Here is a 21661-nt window from a genome sequence, read left to right on the forward strand (position 1 = left end):
ACGCACCAACCGGTTGTTGCGGGTCGCGCCTGGCGTGATCTGGACGGGGAGGGACAAGTCGTGCCTGGATTATTCGACGCGCTGAACCGGAATGCCGAGCGATGGGCGCTGCTGGTTTTCTACACCATGCTGGTCGTGACCATGTTCATCGAGGTCATCCGGCGGGAAGTGTTCGCCTATTCCTCCATCTGGGGTGAGGAAATCGTGCGCTATTCCTTCATCTACCTGGCCTGGATCGGCGCGGCGGCGGCCGTCAAGGAACGCGGCCACATCCGCATAGACGTTCTGATGCACTATGTCGGGCCGCGCGCCAAGGCCGCGCTCTACATGTTCGGCGATCTCGTCATGCTCGCCGTCGCCCTGGTCGCCCTCTACTGGTCGTTCGAGACCGTCATGGTCTCCGCCCGCTTCGGCTCCGTCAGCCACGGCCTTCGCGTCTCCATGGTCTGGTTCCTGGCGGCCGTTCCGCTGGGCTTCACGCTGGTGACCTTCCGCCTCCTGCAGTCGCTGTTCCGCGACCTGCGCGACCTTCGTCACGGACGTCCCGTGTACGAGGGCGACAAGCTGTTCGATTGAGGGGAGGTCCGTCATGCTCTGGAACCAGTTGCAGAACCAGGCCGTCGAACTCGGCTGGGATTTCTACGGTCCCGTTCTCATCTTCGTCGGCCTCGTCACGCTGGCCGTGCCGGTCTGGGCCGCCATCGGCGCCGCCGCTATCGCAATGCTGGTCTTTTCCCAGGCCTTGCCGCTCAGCCTCGTCGGCGAAAGCCTGTTCGACGGAATCGATGCCTTCGCGCTGACCGCCGTGCCGCTGTTCATCCTCACCGGTGACGTGCTGGTCCGCACCGGCCTGTCGCGGAAATTCCTCGACGTGGCCGAGGCGCTGACCTGCTGGACCAAGGGCGGCTTCGGCTCCGCCACGGTGCTGGTCTGCGGCATGTTCTCCGCCATCTCCGGGTCCGACGCTGCCGGCGCCGCCGCGGTCGGCCGGATGACCATCGACCGGCTGGTGGAGTCGGGTTATCCGCGCCCCTATGCCTGTGCGCTCGTCGCCGCCGGCGCCTGTACCGGCATCCTCATTCCGCCGTCGATCGCCTACATCATCATCGGTCTCGTGCTCGGCATCTCGGCCTCCACGCTGTTCATGGCGGCCCTGATCCCGGGCATTGCCATCCTGTTGTCGATCCTGGCGACCAACATCGTCATGAACCGTCTCTACGCCTGGGAAGGCGGCGAGCCCATGACGATGAGCGAATGGCTGGGCCAGCTCGGCCGCGCGCTCAAGTCCGGCTGGTATGCCTTCATCGTTCCGGGCATCATCTTCTACGGCATCTTCTCCGGGCGCCTCACGCCCACCGAGGCAGGCGCCACCGCCGTGATCGTCACCATGATCATGGGCTTCATCCTGGGAACGCTGAAACTGTCGGACTTTCCGTCCATGCTGGTCAGCTCCGCCAAGGTCAACGGCGTCATCCTGCCGATCATCGCCTTCTCGCTGCCGCTGGCGCAGGCGCTCGCCATCCTCGGCGTGCCGCAGGGTTTTGTCTTCTCGGTCACCTCGCTCACCGACGACCCGACGATCCTCATCCTGCTGATGATCATGATCCTCATCGCCGCCGGCTGCGTCATGGAGACGACGCCCAACATCGTCATCCTTGCGCCGATCCTCAAGCCGCTCGCCGACAACATCGGCATGAACGAAATCCAGTTCTGCGTCATGATGATCACCGCGCTGGGTGTCGGCTTCATCACGCCGCCGCTCGGCCTGAACCTCTTCGTCGTTTCCGGCCTCACCGGTGAATCGATCCTCAAGATCGCCGCCCGGGCCGTCCCCTTCGTTTTCTTCATGCTGATCGTCGTTCTCGTGATCGCCTATGTGCCGGCGCTGTCGACGGTCATGCTGCCGGATGCCTTTAAGTAGGAGTTGCTCCCATGTCTCGCAGATATCTCAAGAAAGCCGACCTGACGCCGTCCAGCGGTGCCGGCGACGTGCGCGAAACCGTCCAGTCCATGCTCGACGACATCGAGGCGCGCGGCGACGCGGCGGCGATGGAATATGCTGCCCGGCTGGACCGCTACGACGGTCCGGTCAAGCTGTCGCGCGCCGATATCGATGCCGCGATCGCCAAGGTTCCCGAGAAGCTGAAGCAGGACATCCGGTTCGCCCATGACAACGTCCGCCGCTTTGCCGAGGCGCAGAAGGAAACGCTGAGCGAGTTCGAGATCGAGGTCGTGCCCGGCCTGGTCGCCGGCCAGAAGAGCATCCCCGTGCGCGGCGCCGGCTGCTACATCCCCGGTGGCCGCTACAGCCACATCGCCTCCGCCATCATGACCGTCACCACGGCCAAGGTCGCCGGCTGCGGCTCCATCGTCGCCTGTTCGCCGCCGCGCCCGGAGGTGGGCATCGCCCCGGCCATCATCTATGCCGCCGACTTGTGCGGCGCCGACACCATCCTTGCCATGGGCGGCGTGCAGGGCGTGGCCGCCATGGCCTTCGGCCTTTTCGGCCTGCCCAAGGCCGACATCCTGGTCGGTCCCGGCAACCAGTTCGTCGCCGAGGCCAAGCGCATCCTCTTCGGCCGCGTTGGCATCGACATGTTCGCCGGCCCCACCGACAGCCTCATCCTGGCCGATGCGACGGCCGATCCCGAGGTCGTCGCCGCCGATCTCGTCGGCCAGGCCGAGCACGGCTACAACTCGCCAGTCTGGCTGGTCACCGATGACGAGCCGCTGGCGCGCAAGGTCATGGAGATCGTACCGCGGATGATCGCCGACCTGCCAGAGGTCAACAGCAAGAACGCCGAGGCCGCCTGGCGCGACTACGCCGAGGTCATCGTCTGCGACGATCGCGAGGAAATGGCCGCGACCGCCGACGACTACGCCCCGGAACATCTCACCGTGCAGGCCGCGGATCTCGACTGGTGGCTTGGCCGGCTGCAATGCTACGGCTCGCTCTTCCTCGGCGAGGAAACCACCGTGGCCTTCGGCGACAAGGCATCCGGCCCCAACCACGTCCTGCCGACGTCGAAGGCGGCCAACTACACCGGCGGCCTGTCGGTGCACAAGTACATGAAGATCGTCACCTGGCAGCGGGCGACGCGCGAGGGGGCCCGCCCGGTCGCCGAGGCCACCGCGCGCATCTCCAGGCTGGAGGGCATGGAGGCCCACGCGCGGACGGCCGATATCCGTCTGCGCAAGTACTTCCCGGACGAAACCTTCGACCTGACGCCCGGAGAATGAGGCATGGCCGCTCGTGATCCTGCTCGACTGTTTGACCTGACGGGCCGCGTGGCCTGTGTCACCGGTGCCAGCTCGGGCCTTGGCAGGAGGGCAGCCGATGTCCTGCTGGCGGCGGGTGCACGGGTGGTCGGCGTGGCGCGGCGCGAAGCGGTGCTGGCCGACTGGGCGGTCGGGGCCGGGGACGATGCGGCCTTCGTCGCCGGTGATCTAGCCGGCGCCGAGAGCGCGTCGCGGATCGCCGGCGAGGTCATCGGCCGGTTCGGCGCCCCGGACATCCTGGTCAACGCCGCCGGCATCAACACGCGGCAGGCCGCCGACGACGTCACCCCCGAGGGCTGGCAGGTCACGCTCGGCATCAATCTCACAGCGCCCTTCTTCCTCGCGCAGGCCTTCGCGCCGGCCATGCGCGAAAGGGGATGGGGCCGCATCGTCAACTTCGCCTCGCTGCAGAGCTATCGCGCCTTCCCGGGCGGCATCGCCTATGGCGCCAGCAAGGGCGGTGTCGTCCAGATGACCCGCGCCATGGCCGAGGCCTGGTCGGGCAGCGGCATCACCGCCAATGCCATCGGTCCCGGCTTCTTCCGCACCGAGCTGACCGCGCCCGTTTTCGCCGATCCCGCCCGCGCGGCGCGCAACGCGGCGCAGACCTGCATTGGCCGCAACGGCGAACCGGAGGACATCGACGGCCCCGTGCTCTTCCTGTGCTCCGATGCCGGCGCCTATGTCACGGGCCAGACCCTGATGGTGGATGGAGGATTTACCGCCAAATGAAAGCGCTCGTCTATCTCGGTCCCAACCAGCTCGCGATCCGCGACGTTCCCATGCCGCAACCGGCGGCGGGCGAACTGCTCGTGCGGGTCGACAGCGTCGGCATCTGCGGCTCCGACATGCACGCATATCTCGGCCACGACGAACGCCGTCCCGCGCCGCTGATCCTGGGTCACGAGGCGGCGGGCATCGTGGTCGCCGGCCCGCAGGAGGGCCGCCGCGTCACCATCAATCCGCTGGTCACCTGCATGGCCTGCCCGGCCTGCCTGTCGGGCCGGGAAAACCTGTGCGCCGACCGGCAGATCATTTCAATGCCGCCGCGAGAGGGCGCCTTCGCCCAATATGTCGCCATGCCGGAACGCAACCTCGTGACCGTCCCCGACGGCGTGCCCTTCGACAAGGCGGCCCTGGCCGAACCCATCGCCTGTGGATGGCACGCGGTGAAGCTCGCCCACCGAGCACTGGCGCGCCCGCTGGGCGAGGTCTCGATGCTGATCCTCGGCGGCGGTGCCATCGGCGTCGGCGCGGCGCTGTCCTTCCGTGCCATGGGCGGCGGCGACATCGTGCTCGTCGAGCCGAATGCCGCCCGTCGCGCCTTCCTGTGCGAGGCCGTCGGCCTGGATGCACGCGATCCCGCCGAGGTCGGGGACGGGCGGTTCTTCGACCTCGTCATCGATGCCGCCGGCTTCGCGGCCACCCGCGAAGTGGCATCGCAAAGGGCCGTGCCGGGCGGCGTCATCGTCCATATCGGTCTGGGCGAGGCGGCGGGGGGGCTGAACATCCGCCGCATGACGCTGCAGGAAATCACCTTCATCGGTACCTACACCTACACGATGACGGATTTTCGCGAGACCGCGCAGGCGATTTTCGACGGCCGCCTCGGTGCCCTCGACTGGGCCGTGCCGCATCCCCTCGACGCGGGCCCCGACGCCTTCGCCGATCTCCATTCCGGCGCGGTGACAGCGCCGAAGATCATTCTCAAACCCCAACTCTGAAAGGAAACCAGGATGGCTGAAATTCCCCATCTTCTCGTCCACGAGCAGGCCGACAACGTCGGCGTGGTCGTCGTTGAAGGCCTCAAGGCCGGCACCGACATGCTCTGCTGCGTCACCCACGACAACTCGACCTTCCGGCTGACCGCCAATGCCGACGTGCCGATCGGCCACAAGATCGCGTTGAAGGATCTCAAGTCCGGCGACACGGCCATCAAGTACGGCGAGGACATCGGCAAGTTCGTCGCCGATGTCGCGAAGGGCGGTCACGTCCATACCCACAACCTCAAGACCAAGCGCTGGTAAGGAACCCGACCATGGCTTCGAAATATTCCAACATCACCTTCCAGGGCTACCGCCGTGAGAACGGCCGGGTCGGCGTGCGCAACCATGTGCTCATCCTGCCGCTGGACGACATCTCCAACGCCGCCTGCGAGGCGGTCGCCAACAACATCAAGGGCACGCTGGCCATCCCCCATGCCTACGGCCGCCTGCAGTTCGGCGAGGATCTCGAGCTGCATTTCCGGACCATCATCGGCACCGGCGCCAATCCGAACGTCGCCGCCTGCGTGGTCATCGGCATCGAGCCGGGCTGGACACAGCGCGTCGTTGACGGCATTGCCGCCACGGGCAAGCCGGTGGCAGGCTTCTCCATCGAGCAGAACGGCGACCTGAAGACGATCATGGACGCCTCGCGCAAGGCCAAGGAATTCGTCCACTTCGCCACCGAGCTGCAGCGCGAGGAATGCTCCATTTCCGAGCTCTGGGTTTCGACCAAGTGCGGCGAAAGCGACACCACCACCGGTCTGGGCTCCTGCCCGACGGTTGGCAACATGTACGACAAGCTGCTTCCCGAAGGCATCTACGGCTGCTTCGGCGAAACCTCCGAGATCACCGGCGCCGAGCACATCTGCAAGGCCCGCGCGATCAGCGACGAGGTCGGCGAGCGCTGGTATGCCATGTGGAAGGCCTACCAGGACGATGTGATCTTTGCCCACCAGACCGACGACCTGTCCGACAGCCAGCCGACCAAGGGCAACATCGAGGGCGGCCTGACGACCATCGAGGAAAAGGCGCTCGGCAACCTGGAGAAGATCGGCCGCACGTCGAAATACATCGACATTCTCGATCCGGCCGAGGCACCGAAATCAGGCAAGGGCCTCTACTTCATGGACTCCTCGTCCGCGGCGGCCGAATGCGTCACCCTGATGGCCGCCGGCGGCTACGTGATCCATACCTTCCCGACCGGGCAGGGCAACGTGATCGGCAATCCCATCGTGCCGGTCATCAAGATCACGGCCAACCCGCGCACCGTGCGCACCATGAGCGAGCATGTCGACGTCGACGTCTCGGGCATCCTGCGCCGCGAGATGACGATCGACGAGGCCGGTGACGAGCTGATCGACATGATCCGCCGCACTGCCAACGGCCGCAACACGGCGTCCGAGGCGCTCGGCCATCGCGAGTTCTCGATGACCAAGCTCTACCGCAGCGCCTGATCACTCCCGCGCTGTCCTTGCCGCCCGGGTTCTCCCCGGGCGGCGTCCATCATCCGGATCTGCCATGTCCAGCTTTTCCCTGTCCTCGGTGCGCACCCGGGTCGCCGACCTGTTTCCCGGCGTCCTGCTTGCGCTGACCGTCGCTGCGGCCGCCAAGTTCCTGTCGGAACACTATGGCGCCCCGGTCATGCTGTTCGCGCTGCTGATCGGCATGGCGTTCAACTTTCTCGCGGTCGATGCCCGCTGCAAGCCAGGCATCGAGTTCGCCTCGCGGACCCTGTTGCGCGCGGGGATCGTGCTCCTGGGCGCGCGCATCACCGTTGGCGACATCGCCTCAATCGGCGTGTCCGGCCTGCTCACGGTGATTTCTCTGATCGCGCTGACGATCGGCAGCGGCTTCGTCTTTGCCCGCCTGTTCGACCGCGGCTGGCGGTTCGCGCTTCTGACGGGCGGTTCGGTTGCCATTTGCGGCGCGTCCGCCGCGCTCGCCATCGCCTCCGTCATCCCGCACAACGACAAGACCGAGCGCAATCTCCTCTTCACGGTCGTCGCTGTGACGACCATGTCGACGGTCGCCATGATCGTCTATCCGATCGTCTTCTCGCTCCTCGGGCTGTCCGACATGCAGAGCGGCTTCCTGATTGGCGCCACCGTCCACGACGTCGCGCAGGTCGTCGGCGCCGGCTATTCCATCTCCGTCGAGGCCGGCGACATGGCGACCATCGTCAAGCTGCTCCGCGTCACCATGCTGCCGGTGGTTCTGCTCATCATCGCGCTGTCGCTGTCGGGCGGGCTGGGCAATGGCGGCAAGGTGCGCCTTCCGGCCTTCGTTGTCGGCTTCGTCGTGGTCGCGGCGGCCAACAGCCTCCAGGTGATCCCGCAGGCCATCGCGTCCGGCGCCGTCACCGTCTCGTCCTGGCTGCTGGTCATTGCCATCTCGGCGCTGGGCGTGAAGACCAACATGAAGGCCATGCTGGGGCTCGGCTGGCGCCACGCCGCCGTCGTCGTGGTCGAAACCCTGTTCCTGCTCGCCATGGCGCTCGTCGCGCTGGAAAGCGGGCTTGTGCCGGGTTAAAGCAATCCCAGCGAAAGTGGACGCCGGTTTCGCGTCCGGGATTGCGTGGGGCAAGAGCAATCCCGGCGAAAGTGGACGCCGGTTTCGCGTCCGGGATTGCGTGCGTTGAGTGCAGCGGAGGAGCGGGCAACGATGAGTGACACAGACATCCGGTTGGGCATCGCCGAGGCGGAGGCCCTGATCGGGCGGGTCCTGCAGCAGAGCGGAACGACGGCGGCCAATGCCGCGAGCGTTGCCAGGGCGCTCGTTGCCGCGGAGGTGGACGGACAGGCCGGCCACGGGTTCTCGCGTGTTGCCGCATATGCGGCCCAGGCGAAATCGGGCAAGGTGGTTGGCGATGCTGTCCCGCGCGTCGGGAAGGGCGCGGCCGCGCTCCTGAACGTCGATGCCGGACACGGCTTTGCCTTCCCGGCCATCGATGCCGCCATCGATGCGCTGGCGGAACTCGTGCCGGCGACCGGCGTCGCCGCGGCCCTGATCCGCCGCTCGCACCATTGCGGCCAGCTCGGCGCCCATGTCGAGCGTCTCGCCGACCGCGGGTTCCTGGCGCTGATGATGGCCAACAGCCCGCCGGCCATGGCGCCATGGGGCGGGGCGGCCGCGCTCTTTGGCACCAACCCGATCGCCGTCGCCGCGCCGCGCGGCGACGCCCCGCCGCTGGTCATCGACCTGTCCCTGTCGCGGGTTGCGCGTGGCAAGGTGATGGCGGCGTCCAAGATGGGCAAGCCTATTCCAGAGGGCTGGGCGCTCGACAGCGAGGGTCGACCGACGACCGATCCCGATGCGGCGCTGAAGGGCACCATGCTCCCGGCCGGCGATGCCAAGGGCGCCATGCTGGCACTCATCGTCGAGATCCTGGCGGGCACCCTGACCGGCGCCAACCATTCCTTCGAGGCGACCTCCTTCTTCGATGCCGAGGGAGCGCCGCCCGGGGTCGGGCAGACGCTCATCGCCTTTGACCCGGCCCGCACCGGCGGACCCGGCTTTGCCGACCGCCTCGAAATCCTGCTGACCGCGATGACGGACCAGGAGGGCGTGCGCCTGCCCGGCTCGAACCGCGCCGCGCGGCGCGCGGCAGCGGTGCGCGACGGCGTCCTGATCCCGGCCAAACTCCATGCCGAGATCGTGGCGCTGGATACCGGGGCGGCCTAGAGCAATTCCAGCGAAAGCGGGCACCGGCTTCGCGTCCGGGATTGCGGCATGGGGAGAGCAATTCCAGCGAAAGTGGGCACCGGTTTCGCGTCCGGGATTGCGGCATGGGGAGAGCAATTCCAGCGAAAGCGGGCACCGGTTTCGCGTCCGGGATTGCGGCATTGGGAGAGCAATTTCAGCGAAAGCGGGCACCGGTTTCGCGTCCGGATTGGGAAAAACAACCGGATTGGGCATTCCGGCGATTGGCTTGAGCGCGGAAATGCCTTAGCGCGCCAGCCAGCCGCCATCCACCGGCAGGATCGCGCCGTGGATGAACCGCGCGGCTTCGCTGCACAGGAAGGCGACCGGCTCGCCGATCTCGTCCGCCTCGCCCCAGCGCCCGGCCGGCACGCGCGCCATCAGCGCGGCCTCGCGGTCCTTGTCCGCCTGCAGCGCGGCGGTGTTGTCGGTGGCGATATAGCCCGGCGCCACCCCGTTCACGTTGACGCCCTGAGAGGCCCATTCGTTGGCGAAGGCGCGGACCAGTTGCGCCGTGGCGCCCTTGCTGGCCGCATAGCCCGGCACGGTGATGCCGCCCTGGAAACTCAGCACCGAGGCGATGAAGACGATCCGGCCGCCGCCGCGCCGTATCATGTCGGCGCCGATCGCCCGCGTCAGGATGAACGGTGCATCCGTGTTCACCGCCTGAACCAGGTCCCAGTCGTCCAGCGGATGCTTGGCGGCCGGCGCCCGCCGGATCGTGCCGGCATTGTTGACGAGGATCGAGATGTCGCCGCGCGCCGCCATGGCATCGGCAAACGCGACGGTGGCCGCCCGGTCGGAAAAGTCGCAGTGCGCCGGTGTGAAGCGCCGCCCTTCTGCCTCGACTGACTGCCGTGCCGCGTCGCCCATGGAGGCCGGCGTGGTGCTGACGCCGATGATGTCGGCGCCGGCGCGCGCCAGTGCCCGGCAGATGCCGAGACCGATCCCGCGCGAGCAGCCGGTCACCAGTGCGGTCTGTCCGGAAAGGTCGATGGCGAGCGTCATGGCATCACACCAGCATCCGGCGCGGATCGGCGAGCAGGCGAGCGAAATGCGCCAGGAAACGCGCAGCGTCGGCTCCGTTGATCACGCGGTGGTCATAAGAGAGGTCAAGCGGCACCATGGGCACCGGCTGCCAGGCGTCGTTTTCCCAGACCGGCACGGTCTCGCCGCGCGTCAGGCCGAGGATCGCCACCTCCGGCGGATTGACGATCGGGGTGAAAGCCGTGCCGCCGATGCCGCCGAGATTGGAGATCGACATCGATGCCCCGCCCATTTCGTCCGGCCGCAGCTTGCGCTCCTGCGCCCGGGCAGCAAGGTCGGCGATTTCCGCCGCGATCTGCCAGATACCCTTGCTGTCGGCATTGCGCACGACCGGAACCACCAGCCCGTGCGGTGTATCGACCGCGATGCCGACGTGGCAATAATCCTTCAGCACCAGTGTCTCGCCGTCCGGCGTCAGCGAGGCATTGAAACGCGGGAAGGCGGCAAGGCAGCACGCCAGCGCCTTGACATGGAAGGGCAGGGCGGTCAGCCGCATGCCGCGTGCCGCCGCCTCGGGCTTCAGGCGCTCCCGCCACGCGTTGATCGCGCGCAGGTCGCCACGGTCGTGGTGCGTGACCTGCGGGATCATCCGGTTGGCGGCCGAAAGATTGTCCGCCGCGATCCGCTCGATACGCCCCATCGGTTCCTCGCGCACCGGCCCGAAGGCGCCATGGTCCACCTGCCAGTAGCGCGTATCCTGCGCTGCCGGTGCCGCCGATCCGTCCTGTCCCGCAACATGCATGTCCACGTCCTCCCGCGCCAGAACCTGCCGACCGCTCCGGCGGGCCACCTCGGCCAGGTCGACGCCGAGACGCCCCGCGTGGGCGACGACAGCCGGGCTGGCGATGAAATCGCTCTGCGCCATCCTACCAGTCCGCCGAGATGTACTGGGTTTCCATGAATTCCAGCATGCCCTCGTGTCCGCCTTCGCGCCCCAGGCCGGACTGCTTGACGCCGCCGAACGGCGCCGCCGGATCGGACACCAGCCCGCGGTTGAGACCGACCATGCCGTATTCGAGCCGCTCGCAGACCTGCATCGCCCGCTTCATGTCTTCCGAGAACACGTAGGCCACGAGGCCGTATTCGGTGGCATTGGCCCGGCGGATGACATCCTCCTGGTCGGAAAAGCGCTGCAGCGCCGCCACGGGCCCGAAGATCTCGTCATGCACACAGTCGGCGGTTTCCGGCACGCCGGACAGCACGGTCGGCGGGTAGAAATAGCCCTTGCCGTTCGGGCGTGTTCCGCCGATCTCCACCCTGGCACCCCTGGCCACGGCATCGTCGACGAAGGCGGCCACCTTGTCGCGCGTATCGGCGTTGACCAGCGGCCCGACATCCACCCCGTCCTCCAGTCCGTTGCCCATGGTCAGCCTGCCCATGGCGGCGGTGAACTTCGCGGTGAATTCATCCGCGACGCGGTCGTGGATGTAGAAGCGGTTGGCCGCCGTGCAGGCTTCGCCCAGGTTGCGCATCTTGGCCAGCATGGCGCCGTTCACCGCCTTGTCGATGTCGGCATCCTCGAACACGATCAGCGGCGCGTTGCCGCCCAGTTCCATGGCGGGCTTGAGCACCTGGTCCGCCGCCGAATGCAGCAGCTTGCGTCCCACCTCGGTCGATCCGGTGAACGAGACAACGCGCACGCGCGGGTCGTGCAGCATGTGATCGACCAGCGCGCCGGACTTGCGCGACGGCACCACGTTGACGAGGCCCTTGGGCACGCCGGCCTCCTCCAGCAACGGCATCAGCGCGAGCATCGTCAGCGGCGTTTCGGAAGCCGGCTTGATGATGACAGGGCAGCCGGCGGCCAGCGCCGGCGCGATCTTGCGCGTGCCCATGGCCGCCGGGTAGTTCCAGGGCGTCACCAGCACGGCGATGCCGGCAGGCTTGTGCTGCACCACGATGCGCGCGCCCGACGCCGGCGCATGGGTGATCAGCCCGTCGGCGCGGACGGCTTCCTCGGCGAACCAGCGGAAGAACTCCGCCGCGTAGGTGGCCTCGCCCATGGCGTCGGCGCGCGCCTTGCCGTTTTCCAGGGTGATCAGGCGGGCGAACTCGTCGAGGCGCGCCGTCATCAGTTCCCAGCAGCGGCGCAGCACTTCCGACCGCTCGCGCGGCTTGCGGGCCGCCCAGTCGGGGAAGGCGGCCGCTGCCGCGTCCAGCGCGGCGTCGGCATCGGCGAGATCGGCCGAGGCGACCGAGGCGATCACCTCTTCCGTCGCCGGATTGAGCACGTCGAACCGGGCGCCATCGGCCGCCTTGCGCCACTGCCCGTCGATGTAGAGATCGGTATGGTCCATGGATGAGCCTCCGGGTCAGAGAAGATGGGTCAGCGGGTCGCCAAGACGGCCGCAGAAGGCCGAAACCAGGCCGATCGCGGCGTCGTCGTCCAGCTGCGAGGCGCGGTAGGCCAGCGTGACCGAAAGACGGTCGCCGTCCTGGCCGATGGTCAGCACCGGGGCGGAGCCGGCCCGCGCGCTGGCCGACAGGATGGCCGAGCCGCTCAGGTCGCGCAGCACGAGATCGCAGGCACTGTCGTCGATGGCCTCGACTGCGGCCGAGAGTCCGGCACGGTCGGCATCGGCGAAACGCCGGGAAGGTCCCGTGGTGCCGAGGACCTCCGTGACGATGGTCGCGGCCGGATCGGTGCGGACGGACCTGAGCGCGGCCCCCGCAAACCGCAGCCAGAGGTCCCGGGCCGCGATGGCTGGCCCGCCGTCATTGGCAAGCCAGGCGATGAACGCCTGGCTCGGCGCCATCGGGACGCGCGCCTTGACCTCCAGAATGGGAACGGCCGGTTCCTCAACCGGCTGTCGCCGCGAAATCTGCTCCAGCGTGTCGATGTCCGCCGCATGGAACGGTTGCGCCACCCCTTCGCGGACCAGGAGGTCGAGATCGAGCCCGCGCTCCAACGCCAGCCGCCGCGCCTTCGGCGAGGCGAGAACGCGCCCGCCCGATGCCGGGGCGAGGGTCTTGCGTGGCACGGCTGCGGGGGCCGGACTGTCCGCCGGTGCGCCGGGCGGTTCGGTGGTCCTGGCCTCTCCCTTCGCCGGAGCGGGGGGCGTCGCGCGCAGTCCGCGTTCCACCACGTGGCCGGGCTTCTCCCCGGAGATGATGGCGATGGTCGCGCCCACCGGCACGTCGTCGCCGGCCTTTGCCAGGATCGCCGCGACGAAGCCGTCATGCCCGGCCTCCACTTCCATCACCGACTTGTCGGTCTCCACTTCCAGCAGCACGTCGGAGGCAGCAACGGCCTCGCCGGCGCCCTTGCACCAGGAGACGATCCGGCCGGTATCCTGCGCCATGCCAAGCGCCGGCATGATGATCGCCCGGCCTTCCGGCAATTCCTCGCCCGCATCCGGCGCGTCTGGTGCCTTTGGATTGTCCGGCTTTGCGGCGGCCTCGTCCGGCGTGTCGGCGATCACCGCGACCGTCGCGCCGACAGGCACATGCTCGCCGGCGGCGGCCGTCACCCGGGTCAGGAAGCCGTCCGCCTGGGCTTCCACCTCCATCACCGCCTTGTCGGTCTCGACCTCCATCAGCCCGTCGCCGGCCTTCACGGCATCGCCCGGCTGCTTGAGCCAGGAGACGATCAGGCCGCTGTCCTGCGCCATGCCGAGCGCCGGCATGATGACCTCATGCGGCATGGAACAGCTCCCCGCGCACGGCCAGGCGAGCCCGCTCGGCCACGCGCTCCGGCGTCGGCACCGTCAGGTCTTCCAGCGCCGGCGAGAAGGGCACGGGCACGTCCATCGCGCCCATGCGCTGCACCGGTGCGTCGAGATGGTAGAAGGCCTTTTCCGAGATGCGCGACGCGATTTCCCCGGTAATGCCGAAATTCTGGTGTCCCTCGTCGATGACGATGGCGCGGGACGTCTTGCGCACCGAGGCCAGGATGGTCTCCTCGTCCAGCGGCACGATGGTGCGCGGGTCGATGACTTCCGCCGAGATGTTCTCGCGCGCCAGCAGCTCGGCCGCCGCCTGCGCTACCTGCACCATGGACGAGGTGGCCACCAGAGTGATGTCGCGGCCCTCGCGCAGCACGGCCGCCTGGCCGAACGGCAGCAGGTATTCCTCCTCCTGCACCGGCGCCTTGTCGTTGTACATCAGCTTGTCTTCGAAGATGACCACCGGGTTGTCGTCGCGGATGGCGGTCTTCAGGAGGCCCTTGGCCTCGTAGGCCGAGGAGGGCAGGGCCACCTTCAGCCCCGGGATGTGGGCAACGAGGGCATGCAGTGACTGAGAATGCTGCGCGGCCGACCGCCGCGTGGCGCCGAGATTGGTGCGCAGCACCAGCGGCACCTTCAGCTTGCCGCCGGACATGTAATGCGTCTTGGCGGCCTGGTTGCACAACTGGTCCATGACCAGGAACAGGAAGTCGCCGAACATCAGGTCGACGATCGGCCGCGAGCCGGTCATCGCGGCGCCCACCGCAATGCCCATGAAGCCCGGCTCGGCGATCGGCGTGTCGATGATCCGGTCGGTGCCGAACTCCTCCACCAGGCCGGACAGCACCTTGAAAGGCGTCCCGGCTTCCGCCACGTCCTCGCCGATGAGGAAAATGGTTTCGTCGCGCCGCATCTCTTCGGCGATGGCCTCGTTGACGGCCTTGGAAAGCGTGATCTCGCGGGTCATGGCGCTGGTCCTCACACCTGCTGGAGGGCGTGTTCGATCCCGGCGAACACGTGCATGTCGACTTCGGACGCGTCCGGGTAGGGAGCCTTTTCGGCGTAGGCGACGGCGGCTTCGGCGTCGGCGCGGATCTCGTCGTTGATCGCGGCGAGGTCGTCTGCGCTGGCGATCTTCTGCTCCTGCAGCCACATCCCGAAATTGGTGATCGGGTCGCGGGTCGTCTTCCACTCCGCTTCCTCGTCCTTCGAACGGTAATAATCGCGGTTGATGTCGCCGACGTGGTGGCCGTGGTAGCGGTAGGTCATCAGTTCGATGAAGAACGGGCCTTCGCCCTTGCGCGCCCGTGCGACCAGGTCGCCGGCCAGCTGGTTGACCGCCAGCACGTCCTGCCCGTCCACCTGGTGGCTCTCGATGCCGAAGGCCTGAGCCCGCGCGAGGATCGATCCGGCGGCGATCTCGTCGGTGCGGGTGTATTCGGAATAGCCGTTGTTCTCGCAGGCATAGATGACGGGCAGCTTCCACAGCGCCGCCATGTTCATCACCTCGTACCAGAGGCCCTGTGCCGTCGCCCCGTCGCCGAAGAAGCAGACCGTCACGTCGTCGCGCCCGAGCCGCCTGGCCGACAGGGCGGCACCCGTGGCAATGCCCATCGATCCGCCGACGATGGCATTGGCGCCGAGATTGCCGTGTGCCTGGTCGGCGATATGCATCGAGCCGCCCTTGCCGCGGCAATAGCCCTCCGCCTTGCCGAGCAGTTCGCAGAACATGGCCTGGAACTCCGCCCCCTTGGCGACGCAATGGCCATGGCCGCGATGGGTGGAGGTGACCTTGTCGCTGTCGCGCAGCGCCTCGCAGATGCCGACGGCCACGGCCTCCTGGCCGGAATACATGTGGGTCAGCCCCGGCATCCGCGCCGACAGGTAGAGCTGGTTGGCATTGTCCTCGAAGGCGCGGATGCGCACCATCTGCCGGTACATCCTCAGATAGGTCTCGGCATTGCGTTTGTCGCCCGCGGGCTTCCTGGCGGCACTCATGGCAATCGTCCTTGCATGGCGGTCAGGCCCGGCGGCGCGAAGCCGTCCGGACCGGGCCTTGGGGAGGATCAGTAGCGATTGGCGATCGGCAGTTCCTCGGCCGGGAACAGCGAGATGACCTCGACGCCGGTGTCGGTGACGACGACCTCTTCCTCGATGCGGGCGGCCGAGTAGCCGTCCGCCGCCGGGCAATAGGTTTCCAGCGCGAAGACCATGCCGGTCTGGATCTCCATCGGGTGGTCGAGCGATACCGCGCGGCTGATGATCGGCCGCTCGTGCAGGGCGAGGCCAAGGCCATGGCCGAACTGCAGCCCGAACGCGGCGTCCTCGTTGGGGAAACCGAATTCCTCCGCCTTCGGCCAGACGGCCGCTACCTTGTCGGTCGTCACCCCCGGCTTGATCATCGCGATGGAGGCGTCGATCCACTCGCGCGCCTTCACGTAGGCGTCGCGCTGGGCCGGCGTCGACCGGCCGATGTTGAAGGTCCGGTAGTAGCAGGTCCGGTAGCCCTGGTAGGACTGCAGGATGTCGAAGAAGGCCTGGTCGCCGGGACGGAAATACCGGTCGGTGAAATTGTGCGGATGCGGGTTGCAGCGCTCGCCGGAAATGGCGTTGATCGCCTCCACGTCGTCCGAGCCCATCTCGTAGAGCATCTTGTTCGACATCGCGACGATGTCGTTCTCGCGCACGCCCGGTTTCAGTTCCTCGTAGATCATGTGGTAGACGCCATCGACCATGGAGGCGGCCTGGGTGAGCAACTGGATCTCGTCCCAGTTCTTGATCTCGCGCGCAGCCAGCATGATCTGCTGGCCATCGATGACCTTCAGGCCCTCTTCCTGCAGGGCGTGGAACATGGCCGTCTCGGCATAGTCGACGCCGACCGGCATGTCGGCCATGCCGGCATCGCGGATGAGACCGGCGATCTCGTGTGCGTATTTCTGCATCAGGCCGAATTCCGGCGGAATGGTGCCGCGCATGCCGACGACACCGGCCCGGCAATGGTCCGGTTCCAGCCAGTCGGAGAACTTCTTGTGATGCATCGCGGCGGACCCGAAATCCCAGACGTAGGGGGAATCGTCGCCGGTCAGCAGGCAGAAGCGGCACATCTTGTCCCGTTCCCACTCGCCGATCTTGGTGGCCGAGACGTAGCGGATGTTGTTGACGTCGAAGAGCAGCAGCGTGCCGGCCGGCGAATTCTTCATCGCCTGGCGGGTGCGGCTCAGCCGGTAGCGGCGCAGCCGGTCATGATCGATCCGGCGCTCGAAGTCGACGGAGGTATGACCCCAGGCCGGCAGCCGGCCCTCCCATCGCCAGTTCGGCTCCAGGTCGGCGGGTGTCAGGATGTTCGGTGTCAGTGCGCGGTTCATGACAAACTCCTCCGGATGCGCCTGTGCGCACCCGTGTCAGGGAAGCGGGGGTGAAAAGGGTGTGGCGCTACTGGATGCACCAGCCGCCGTCGATGTGGATCATCTGGCCGGTCATGTAGTCGCTGTCGTCGCTGGCCAGGAACGAGGCCGTGCCGACGATATCGTCGGGATAGGACACGCGCTTGATCTGCAGCGCATCGCGCACGATGTCCTCGTAGGCCTGGCCTTCGCGCTCCTTGAAGCCGATGTCGACCAGGTCCTTGTCGAGCTGTTCCCACAGCGGCGTGACGACCACGCCCGGCGCGTAGCCGTTGACCGTGATCTTGTGCTCGGCGAGGCCGACCGCGCCGCAATGGGTCAGCGCCAGGCAGCCGTACTTGGACGTGCAATAGACGGTGACGTCCACCAGCGGCTTGCGCGAGGCGATCGAGCCGACGTTGATGAGCTTGTAGGGATGGTCCTCCATCGGCCCCTGCGCGATCATCTGGCGCGCGGTCTCCTGCATGCCGAGCCACATCGCCTTGGTGTTGACCGTCATGATCATGTCCCAGTTGTCTTCATCGATGTCCATGAAGAAGCGGGGCTTGTTGAGACCGGCGTTGAACAGCCCGACGTTGATCGAACCGAAGGCGTCCACGGTCGCCTTGACCGCGGCGGCGTTGTCGGCGCGCTTCGTCACGTCCATCTTCACCGCGATCGCCTTGCCGTTGCCGGCCGCGTTGATCCGGTCGGCCACCTTCTGCGCCTCGTCCAGGTCGAGGTCGCCGAGGCACACGTTGGCGCCCTGGCTGGCGAAGGATTCGGCATTCGCCGCGCCCATGCCGCGTGCCGCGCCCGTGATCAGGATGTTTTTGCCTTTCAGCCGGTTGGGGTCCATCGTCTCCTCCGTGGTCAGGTTGGTCCGTCGTTTTTCATCGCCGCGTCGGCGCGGTTCTGGGCGTTTCTGAGCGCCGTGCGCGGCGGGATGATGCCGCGCAGCATGTCGTGGAATTCCTCGCCGCAGATGCGGATGATCTCGCTGATCTGGGGGATCGGCGGGCGCGGCCAGAACTGCAGCTCGTCGCGCCAGGACATCTCGTCCACCGCCTCGAAAATCGTCGAGGTGCGGCGCACGTCCGGGTCCGAGCCGACCGAGTAGCGCGGGTTCGTCCGGCTGCCGTTCTGCACGTAGAGCTTCTGTGCTTCCGGCGACGTGAAGACGATCAGCGCTTCCGCCGCCGCCTTGAGGCGTTCGGGCGGAAGGTTGCGTGGAATGCCCATGACGTAACCGCCCACCGGCGCCACCGGTGAAGCGCCCGGTCCCGGCGGATGCGGCATGTAGCCGGTCTGTCCGTAGGCGGGCGAACCCGGGTCGAGTTCGAAATACGGGGCCAGCAGGGTATAGCCGTAGGCCATGGCCACCTCGCCGCTGGCATAGGGCCGCACCCGCTCGTACCAGGACATTGAAAGGATGTAGGGCGGCGAGTAATGGAGAAGCTCCAGCAGGTACTCCGCTGCCGCCAGGCCCTTTTCCGTGTCGATGGTCGGGCGGTGCCGGTCGCGGTTGAGCCTGTCGGTGTCGAAGCCGCCCGCGTTGGCGGTCAGGTTGATCACCGGCTGGCCGAAATCCGACAGCAGCATCAGGAACGTGTGCCCCAGCGCGGTGCCACGGGCCGCGTTCCAGGCCACGCCGTAGCGCCCCTGCGTCGGCTGGTGCAGTTCGCGGGCTGCCGCGATCAGGTCGGTCGTCGTCGCCGGCGGTTCCAGCCCGGCTTCCGCGAACAGGTCCTTGCGGTAGAACAGCAGTTCCGGCGTCGTCTGTGCCGGCACGCCGTAGGGCCGTCCGCCCCAGTGGGCCGCCTTCCAGCCGGCGGTGTGGAAGTCGGCCGGGTCGAGCCGCGCGATGTCCATGGCCTCGTCAAGCGGCATCAGCACGCCCTTTTCGGCCAGTTCGCCGATCCACGGCAGGTCCACGGCAACGATGTCGTAGCGGCTCGCCTTGCGTTCCCCGTTTTTCAGCACCTCCTGGTGCAGCCGGTCGATGGAGAAAGCGCGCTGGTGGATATCGGTCCCCACCACGTGCTCGAACTGCCGCTTGAGCTGGTCCATCACCATGAAGGTCGGGTCGCCGTGTACCAGGACCCGGATCCCGCCGGCGATGCGCAGCGGCTCGCCGAGCACCTGCAGCGGCGGCACCGAGCGGGCGGCCATGTAGGAGCCGCCGTAATAGTAGTCGCGCGTCGCGCGGGCGGGCGCGCCGAGCCGGGTTTCGGCCAGCCGCTTCAGCCGTCCGGACATCCGGATCCACGAGCCCATCAGCGTTTCGCTGGGATGCAGCGAGAAGCTCTTGCCGCTCAGCGTGCGTGGCCGCTGGTCGATCAGCCCGCGGTCGAGCATCTCCCGCATGCGCCGCGTCGCCGTTGCATGCGGCGCACCCGACGCGCCGATCAGCGAGGTCGGCGTCACGGTCTTTGCTTCCAGATGGCTTCGGATCAGGTGCAGCGACATGCGGAGATACGGATTGGGCGCAAGGAAATCGATGGTGTCGTCGAGCTCTTCGCCGAACTCCTCCAGGAACGCGATCACGTTCAGGAGCTCGGTCTTCTCGCCCGGCGAGACCGGATAGGTTTGCGCTTGCGATCCTCCCTGGTTCATCGGCTCGGCTCTTGTCGTCCCCGGTTCGCGCCGCCCCGGTGCTGCCGGGCCGGCTTGCGGGCTCTGCCCGGTTTTGAACGTTCCGCTACTCATGGCCGTCTTCCCTTTCAGAATGTTCAGATTGAGCGATTTCCAACATGGCGAAAAAATCCATAATGGATGAAAAAACATCCGAATTGGATATAAATCCGGGTCAAAGCGTTCTCCCGCTGCGGCAACCTGCCTCCGGTTGCCCGCACTGGCCGGGTGGCGTAACCCGCTATGACCGCTTCGGGCGTTGCAGCCCGCCGGGTCCGCGGGTCGGAATTTCGGGAAGAGAGACAAGTTCGGGAGGAACTTCAGCATGACCATTCGCACGATGCTCACCGTCACGACTGCCATTGCCGGCCTGGCCATGGCATCGGCCGCAGGGGCCGCCGAGTACAAGATCGGTATCACGCAGAACAACGTCGGCGTCGACAGCTACCAGACCACCTACGAGAAGGCCTTTATCGAGGCGGCCGACGCCAATTCCGATGTCGAGGCAGTGGTGCTGGATGCCGGCGGCGACGTCGCCCGCCAGATCGCCCAGATCGAGGATCTGATCCAGCAGGACGTGAATGCCATCATCATCTGGCCGACCAACGGCGAGGCCGTCATTCCGGCCGTGCGCAAGGCATCCAAGGCCGGCATTCCGGTGGTCGTCACCAATTCCAATATCGCAGAAGCGGGCTTCCCCTTCGTCAAGGCCTTCTCCGGCCCGGACAACATCACGCAGGGGTCGCGTGCCGCCGAGATCATGTGCGACAAGTTCAAGTCTATGGGCATCGACAAGACCGCGCAGATCGTCCAGATCTCGGGCCAGCCGGGCTACACCACGGCCATCGAACGCGCCAAGGGCTTCGAGGACCGCCTGCCGCAGGTCTGCCCCGACGTGAAGCTGGTGGAGACGCAGCCCGGCGACTGGAACCGCGAAAAGTCGCAGAAGGTCATGGAGGCCTTCCTGGTCAAGTACGACAAGATCGACGGCGTCTATGCCGGCGATGACAACATGGGCGTCGGCGCGCTCAACGCGGCCAAGGCGGCCGGACGCGACGGCATCATCTTCGTCGGCGCGACCAATTTCGCCGTCGGCTACGAGGCCATGGAGCGCGGCGAGTACTGGGGCTCGATCTACCAGTCCCCGGTCGACGACGCCAAGGCGGCGCTGAAGACGGCGGTCGATATCCTTGAAGGCAAGGACGTGCCCTTCTTCAACTACTTCGATACGCCGAAGATCACCCAGGACAACATGAAGGATTTCACGAAGCCCGTCTTCTGATCCGTCCTGACGTCGCCGGGCGGGTGTCTTGCCGGCGCCCGCCCGGTCCGAATGCCGTTGCCAACACAGGTGGAATGACGCCATGGGCCGTGTCTCAGGACGCTCCTGCATCGTCACGGGAGCAGCGCGCGGTATCGGCCGCGCAATTGGTGAAGCCCTGCTGGATGAAGGCGCCGATGTCTGTTTCGCCGACATCAATGCCGGACAGGCGCAGCAGGTGGCCGAGGCGAACGAGGCCCGCGCCCGTCAGGCTGGCGGCGGCGTCACCCATGCCGGGGTCGACGTGACGGACCGCGGCCAGGTCCGCGCCATGATCGCCCACGTCGTGGAGCGCTTCGGCAAGCTGGATGTCATGTTCAACAACGCCGGCATCAACAGCCCGATGAACTTCCTCGACGTGACCGAGGACAACTGGAACCGCATCATGACCGTCAACGGCCTGGGCTGCCTGATCGGCATGCAGGAGGCGGCGCAGCAGATGATCGCCCAGGGCGGGGGCGGCAAGATCGTCAACACGGCGTCCGTGGCCAGCCGCCAGGGCTTCGACAATGTCGCTCCCTATTGCGCCAGCAAGTGGGCCGTGGTCTCGCTGACCCAGTCCGCCGCGCGCGACCTGGCGAAGCATGATATCACCGTCACCGGTTTTGCACCGGGCGTTGTCGCCACCGAGATGTGGGAGCAGGTCGATCGCGACCTGATGAACATCGGTGCGGCGGAGCGGCCGGGCCAGGCCATGGAGGAGTTTTCGGCCGACATCCTGCGGGGCCGGGTTGCCACGCCTGCCGACATCGTCGGCACGACGACCTTCCTGGCATCCCGCGAGAGCGACTACATGACCGGCCAGATCGTCATGATCGACGGCGGAATGACGCTGGTCTGACACCATCCGGCCATGCCACCGGCGGC

The 21661-nt window shown here is 67.1% G+C and carries 20 protein-coding genes; 11 read left to right on the forward strand and 9 right to left on the reverse strand.

What is annotated here, in order from left to right:
• Nucleotides 1–60 precede the first annotated feature (60 nt).
• The 9 genes from CSC94_RS10755 to CSC94_RS10795 all read left to right on the forward strand — a co-directional run bounded on the left by CSC94_RS10755 (nucleotide 61) and on the right by CSC94_RS10795 (nucleotide 8726).
• Nucleotides 61–576 (forward strand): TRAP transporter small permease, encoded by a 516-nt coding sequence (locus CSC94_RS10755; protein WP_245408321.1) that lies wholly within the window; start codon nucleotides 61–63, stop codon nucleotides 574–576.
• 13 nt (nucleotides 577–589) lie between these two features.
• Nucleotides 590–1921 (forward strand): TRAP transporter large permease, encoded by a 1332-nt coding sequence (locus CSC94_RS10760; protein WP_099306344.1) that lies wholly within the window; start codon nucleotides 590–592, stop codon nucleotides 1919–1921.
• 11 nt (nucleotides 1922–1932) lie between these two features.
• Entirely contained in the window at nucleotides 1933–3240 is a 1308-nt protein-coding gene (gene hisD / locus CSC94_RS10765; RefSeq protein WP_099306345.1) for a histidinol dehydrogenase, read from the forward strand.
• 3 nt (nucleotides 3241–3243) lie between these two features.
• The gene (locus CSC94_RS10770; RefSeq protein ID WP_099306346.1) at nucleotides 3244–4011 is read left to right on the forward strand and encodes an SDR family NAD(P)-dependent oxidoreductase; all 768 of its coding nucleotides are present in this window, start codon (nucleotides 3244–3246) and stop codon (nucleotides 4009–4011) included.
• Nucleotides 4008–5003 carry a zinc-dependent alcohol dehydrogenase gene (locus CSC94_RS10775; RefSeq protein WP_099306347.1) on the forward strand — a complete coding sequence of 332 codons (996 nt, stop codon included), beginning with the start codon at nucleotides 4008–4010 and terminating at the stop codon, nucleotides 5001–5003. The genes CSC94_RS10770 and CSC94_RS10775 overlap by 4 nt, the downstream gene beginning before the upstream one ends.
• Before the next feature lie 12 nt (nucleotides 5004–5015).
• A complete protein-coding gene (locus CSC94_RS10780) occupies nucleotides 5016–5306 on the forward strand; it encodes a UxaA family hydrolase (protein ID WP_099306348.1) in 291 nt (96 codons plus the stop codon).
• An 11-nt stretch (nucleotides 5307–5317) separates the two neighbouring features.
• Nucleotides 5318–6499: a UxaA family hydrolase gene (locus tag CSC94_RS10785; RefSeq protein WP_099306349.1), complete on the forward strand. Its 1182-nt coding sequence runs from the start codon at nucleotides 5318–5320 to the stop codon at nucleotides 6497–6499.
• Nucleotides 6500–6563: 64 nt separating this feature from the next.
• Complete coding sequence (locus CSC94_RS10790) at nucleotides 6564–7574, forward strand: YeiH family protein (RefSeq protein ID WP_099306350.1); 1011 nt, start codon at nucleotides 6564–6566, stop codon at nucleotides 7572–7574.
• Nucleotides 7575–7706: 132 nt separating this feature from the next.
• Entirely contained in the window at nucleotides 7707–8726 is a 1020-nt protein-coding gene (locus CSC94_RS10795) for an Ldh family oxidoreductase (RefSeq protein ID WP_099306351.1), read from the forward strand.
• 264 nt (nucleotides 8727–8990) lie between these two features.
• Here CSC94_RS10795 and CSC94_RS10800 read toward each other — a convergent pair whose 3' ends face one another.
• From CSC94_RS10800 to CSC94_RS10840, 9 genes are all read right to left on the reverse strand, one after another.
• Nucleotides 8991–9752 carry an SDR family oxidoreductase gene (locus tag CSC94_RS10800; protein WP_099306352.1) on the reverse strand — a complete coding sequence of 254 codons (762 nt, stop codon included), beginning with the start codon at nucleotides 9750–9752 and terminating at the stop codon, nucleotides 8991–8993.
• A gap of 4 nt (nucleotides 9753–9756) precedes the next feature.
• The gene (locus tag CSC94_RS10805; protein ID WP_099306353.1) at nucleotides 9757–10656 is read right to left on the reverse strand and encodes a 2-oxo acid dehydrogenase subunit E2; all 900 of its coding nucleotides are present in this window, start codon (nucleotides 10654–10656) and stop codon (nucleotides 9757–9759) included.
• Nucleotide 10657: 1 nt separating this feature from the next.
• Complete coding sequence (locus tag CSC94_RS10810; RefSeq protein WP_099306354.1) at nucleotides 10658–12088, reverse strand: NAD-dependent succinate-semialdehyde dehydrogenase; 1431 nt, start codon at nucleotides 12086–12088, stop codon at nucleotides 10658–10660.
• 15 nt (nucleotides 12089–12103) lie between these two features.
• A complete protein-coding gene (locus tag CSC94_RS10815) occupies nucleotides 12104–13435 on the reverse strand; it encodes a biotin/lipoyl-containing protein (protein ID WP_099306355.1) in 1332 nt (443 codons plus the stop codon).
• Nucleotides 13425–14423 (reverse strand): alpha-ketoacid dehydrogenase subunit beta, encoded by a 999-nt coding sequence (locus CSC94_RS10820; RefSeq protein WP_099306356.1) that lies wholly within the window; start codon nucleotides 14421–14423, stop codon nucleotides 13425–13427. The genes CSC94_RS10815 and CSC94_RS10820 overlap by 11 nt, the downstream gene beginning before the upstream one ends.
• An 11-nt stretch (nucleotides 14424–14434) precedes the next feature.
• On the reverse strand, nucleotides 14435–15454 hold the full coding sequence (locus CSC94_RS10825) for a thiamine pyrophosphate-dependent dehydrogenase E1 component subunit alpha (RefSeq protein ID WP_099306357.1): 1020 nt from the start codon (nucleotides 15452–15454) through the stop codon (nucleotides 14435–14437).
• 68 nt (nucleotides 15455–15522) lie between these two features.
• Nucleotides 15523–16821, reverse strand: a complete 1299-nt coding sequence (locus tag CSC94_RS10830; RefSeq protein WP_099306358.1) for a M24 family metallopeptidase — start codon at nucleotides 16819–16821, stop codon at nucleotides 15523–15525.
• 67 nt (nucleotides 16822–16888) lie between these two features.
• The gene (locus tag CSC94_RS10835; protein WP_099306359.1) at nucleotides 16889–17698 is read right to left on the reverse strand and encodes an SDR family NAD(P)-dependent oxidoreductase; all 810 of its coding nucleotides are present in this window, start codon (nucleotides 17696–17698) and stop codon (nucleotides 16889–16891) included.
• A 14-nt stretch (nucleotides 17699–17712) separates the two neighbouring features.
• Complete coding sequence (locus CSC94_RS10840; protein WP_205853282.1) at nucleotides 17713–19548, reverse strand: ABC transporter substrate-binding protein; 1836 nt, start codon at nucleotides 19546–19548, stop codon at nucleotides 17713–17715.
• Nucleotides 19549–19798: 250 nt separating this feature from the next.
• On the opposite strand from CSC94_RS10840, the gene CSC94_RS10845 reads away from it, so the two are divergent.
• Nucleotides 19799–20755: a sugar ABC transporter substrate-binding protein gene (locus CSC94_RS10845; protein ID WP_099306361.1), complete on the forward strand. Its 957-nt coding sequence runs from the start codon at nucleotides 19799–19801 to the stop codon at nucleotides 20753–20755.
• 82 nt (nucleotides 20756–20837) lie between these two features.
• Nucleotides 20838–21635 (forward strand): SDR family NAD(P)-dependent oxidoreductase, encoded by a 798-nt coding sequence (locus tag CSC94_RS10850; protein WP_099306362.1) that lies wholly within the window; start codon nucleotides 20838–20840, stop codon nucleotides 21633–21635.
• The last annotated feature ends 26 nt before the right edge of the window (nucleotides 21636–21661 follow it).

The sequence above is a fragment of the Zhengella mangrovi genome (assembly GCF_002727065.1).
Lineage (GTDB): Bacteria > Pseudomonadota > Alphaproteobacteria > Rhizobiales > Rhizobiaceae > Zhengella > Zhengella mangrovi.

Bases quoted from the DNA above. Each gene is read 5' to 3' on its own strand.
- CSC94_RS10820 (WP_099306356.1), bottom strand. From the start codon at position 14,423: ATGACCCGCGAGATCACGCTTTCCAAGGCCGTCAACGAGGCCATCGCC.
- CSC94_RS10815 (WP_099306355.1), bottom strand. From the start codon at position 13,435: ATGCCGCATGAGGTCATCATGCCGGCGCTCGGCATGGCGCAGGACAGC.
- CSC94_RS10785 (WP_099306349.1), top strand. From the start codon at position 5,318: ATGGCTTCGAAATATTCCAACATCACCTTCCAGGGCTACCGCCGTGAG.
- CSC94_RS10790 (WP_099306350.1), top strand. From the start codon at position 6,564: ATGTCCAGCTTTTCCCTGTCCTCGGTGCGCACCCGGGTCGCCGACCTG.
- CSC94_RS10845 (WP_099306361.1), top strand. From the start codon at position 19,799: ATGACCATTCGCACGATGCTCACCGTCACGACTGCCATTGCCGGCCTG.
- CSC94_RS10830 (WP_099306358.1), bottom strand. From the start codon at position 16,821: ATGAACCGCGCACTGACACCGAACATCCTGACACCCGCCGACCTGGAG.
- CSC94_RS10770 (WP_099306346.1), top strand. From the start codon at position 3,244: ATGGCCGCTCGTGATCCTGCTCGACTGTTTGACCTGACGGGCCGCGTG.
- CSC94_RS10850 (WP_099306362.1), top strand. From the start codon at position 20,838: ATGGGCCGTGTCTCAGGACGCTCCTGCATCGTCACGGGAGCAGCGCGC.
- hisD (WP_099306345.1), top strand. From the start codon at position 1,933: ATGTCTCGCAGATATCTCAAGAAAGCCGACCTGACGCCGTCCAGCGGT.
- CSC94_RS10835 (WP_099306359.1), bottom strand. From the start codon at position 17,698: ATGGACCCCAACCGGCTGAAAGGCAAAAACATCCTGATCACGGGCGCG.
- CSC94_RS10805 (WP_099306353.1), bottom strand. From the start codon at position 10,656: ATGGCGCAGAGCGATTTCATCGCCAGCCCGGCTGTCGTCGCCCACGCG.
- CSC94_RS10775 (WP_099306347.1), top strand. From the start codon at position 4,008: ATGAAAGCGCTCGTCTATCTCGGTCCCAACCAGCTCGCGATCCGCGAC.
- CSC94_RS10800 (WP_099306352.1), bottom strand. From the start codon at position 9,752: ATGACGCTCGCCATCGACCTTTCCGGACAGACCGCACTGGTGACCGGC.
- CSC94_RS10840 (WP_205853282.1), bottom strand. From the start codon at position 19,548: ATGAGTAGCGGAACGTTCAAAACCGGGCAGAGCCCGCAAGCCGGCCCG.
- CSC94_RS10825 (WP_099306357.1), bottom strand. From the start codon at position 15,454: ATGAGTGCCGCCAGGAAGCCCGCGGGCGACAAACGCAATGCCGAGACC.
- CSC94_RS10795 (WP_099306351.1), top strand. From the start codon at position 7,707: ATGAGTGACACAGACATCCGGTTGGGCATCGCCGAGGCGGAGGCCCTG.
- CSC94_RS10810 (WP_099306354.1), bottom strand. From the start codon at position 12,088: ATGGACCATACCGATCTCTACATCGACGGGCAGTGGCGCAAGGCGGCC.
- CSC94_RS10780 (WP_099306348.1), top strand. From the start codon at position 5,016: ATGGCTGAAATTCCCCATCTTCTCGTCCACGAGCAGGCCGACAACGTC.
- CSC94_RS10760 (WP_099306344.1), top strand. From the start codon at position 590: ATGCTCTGGAACCAGTTGCAGAACCAGGCCGTCGAACTCGGCTGGGAT.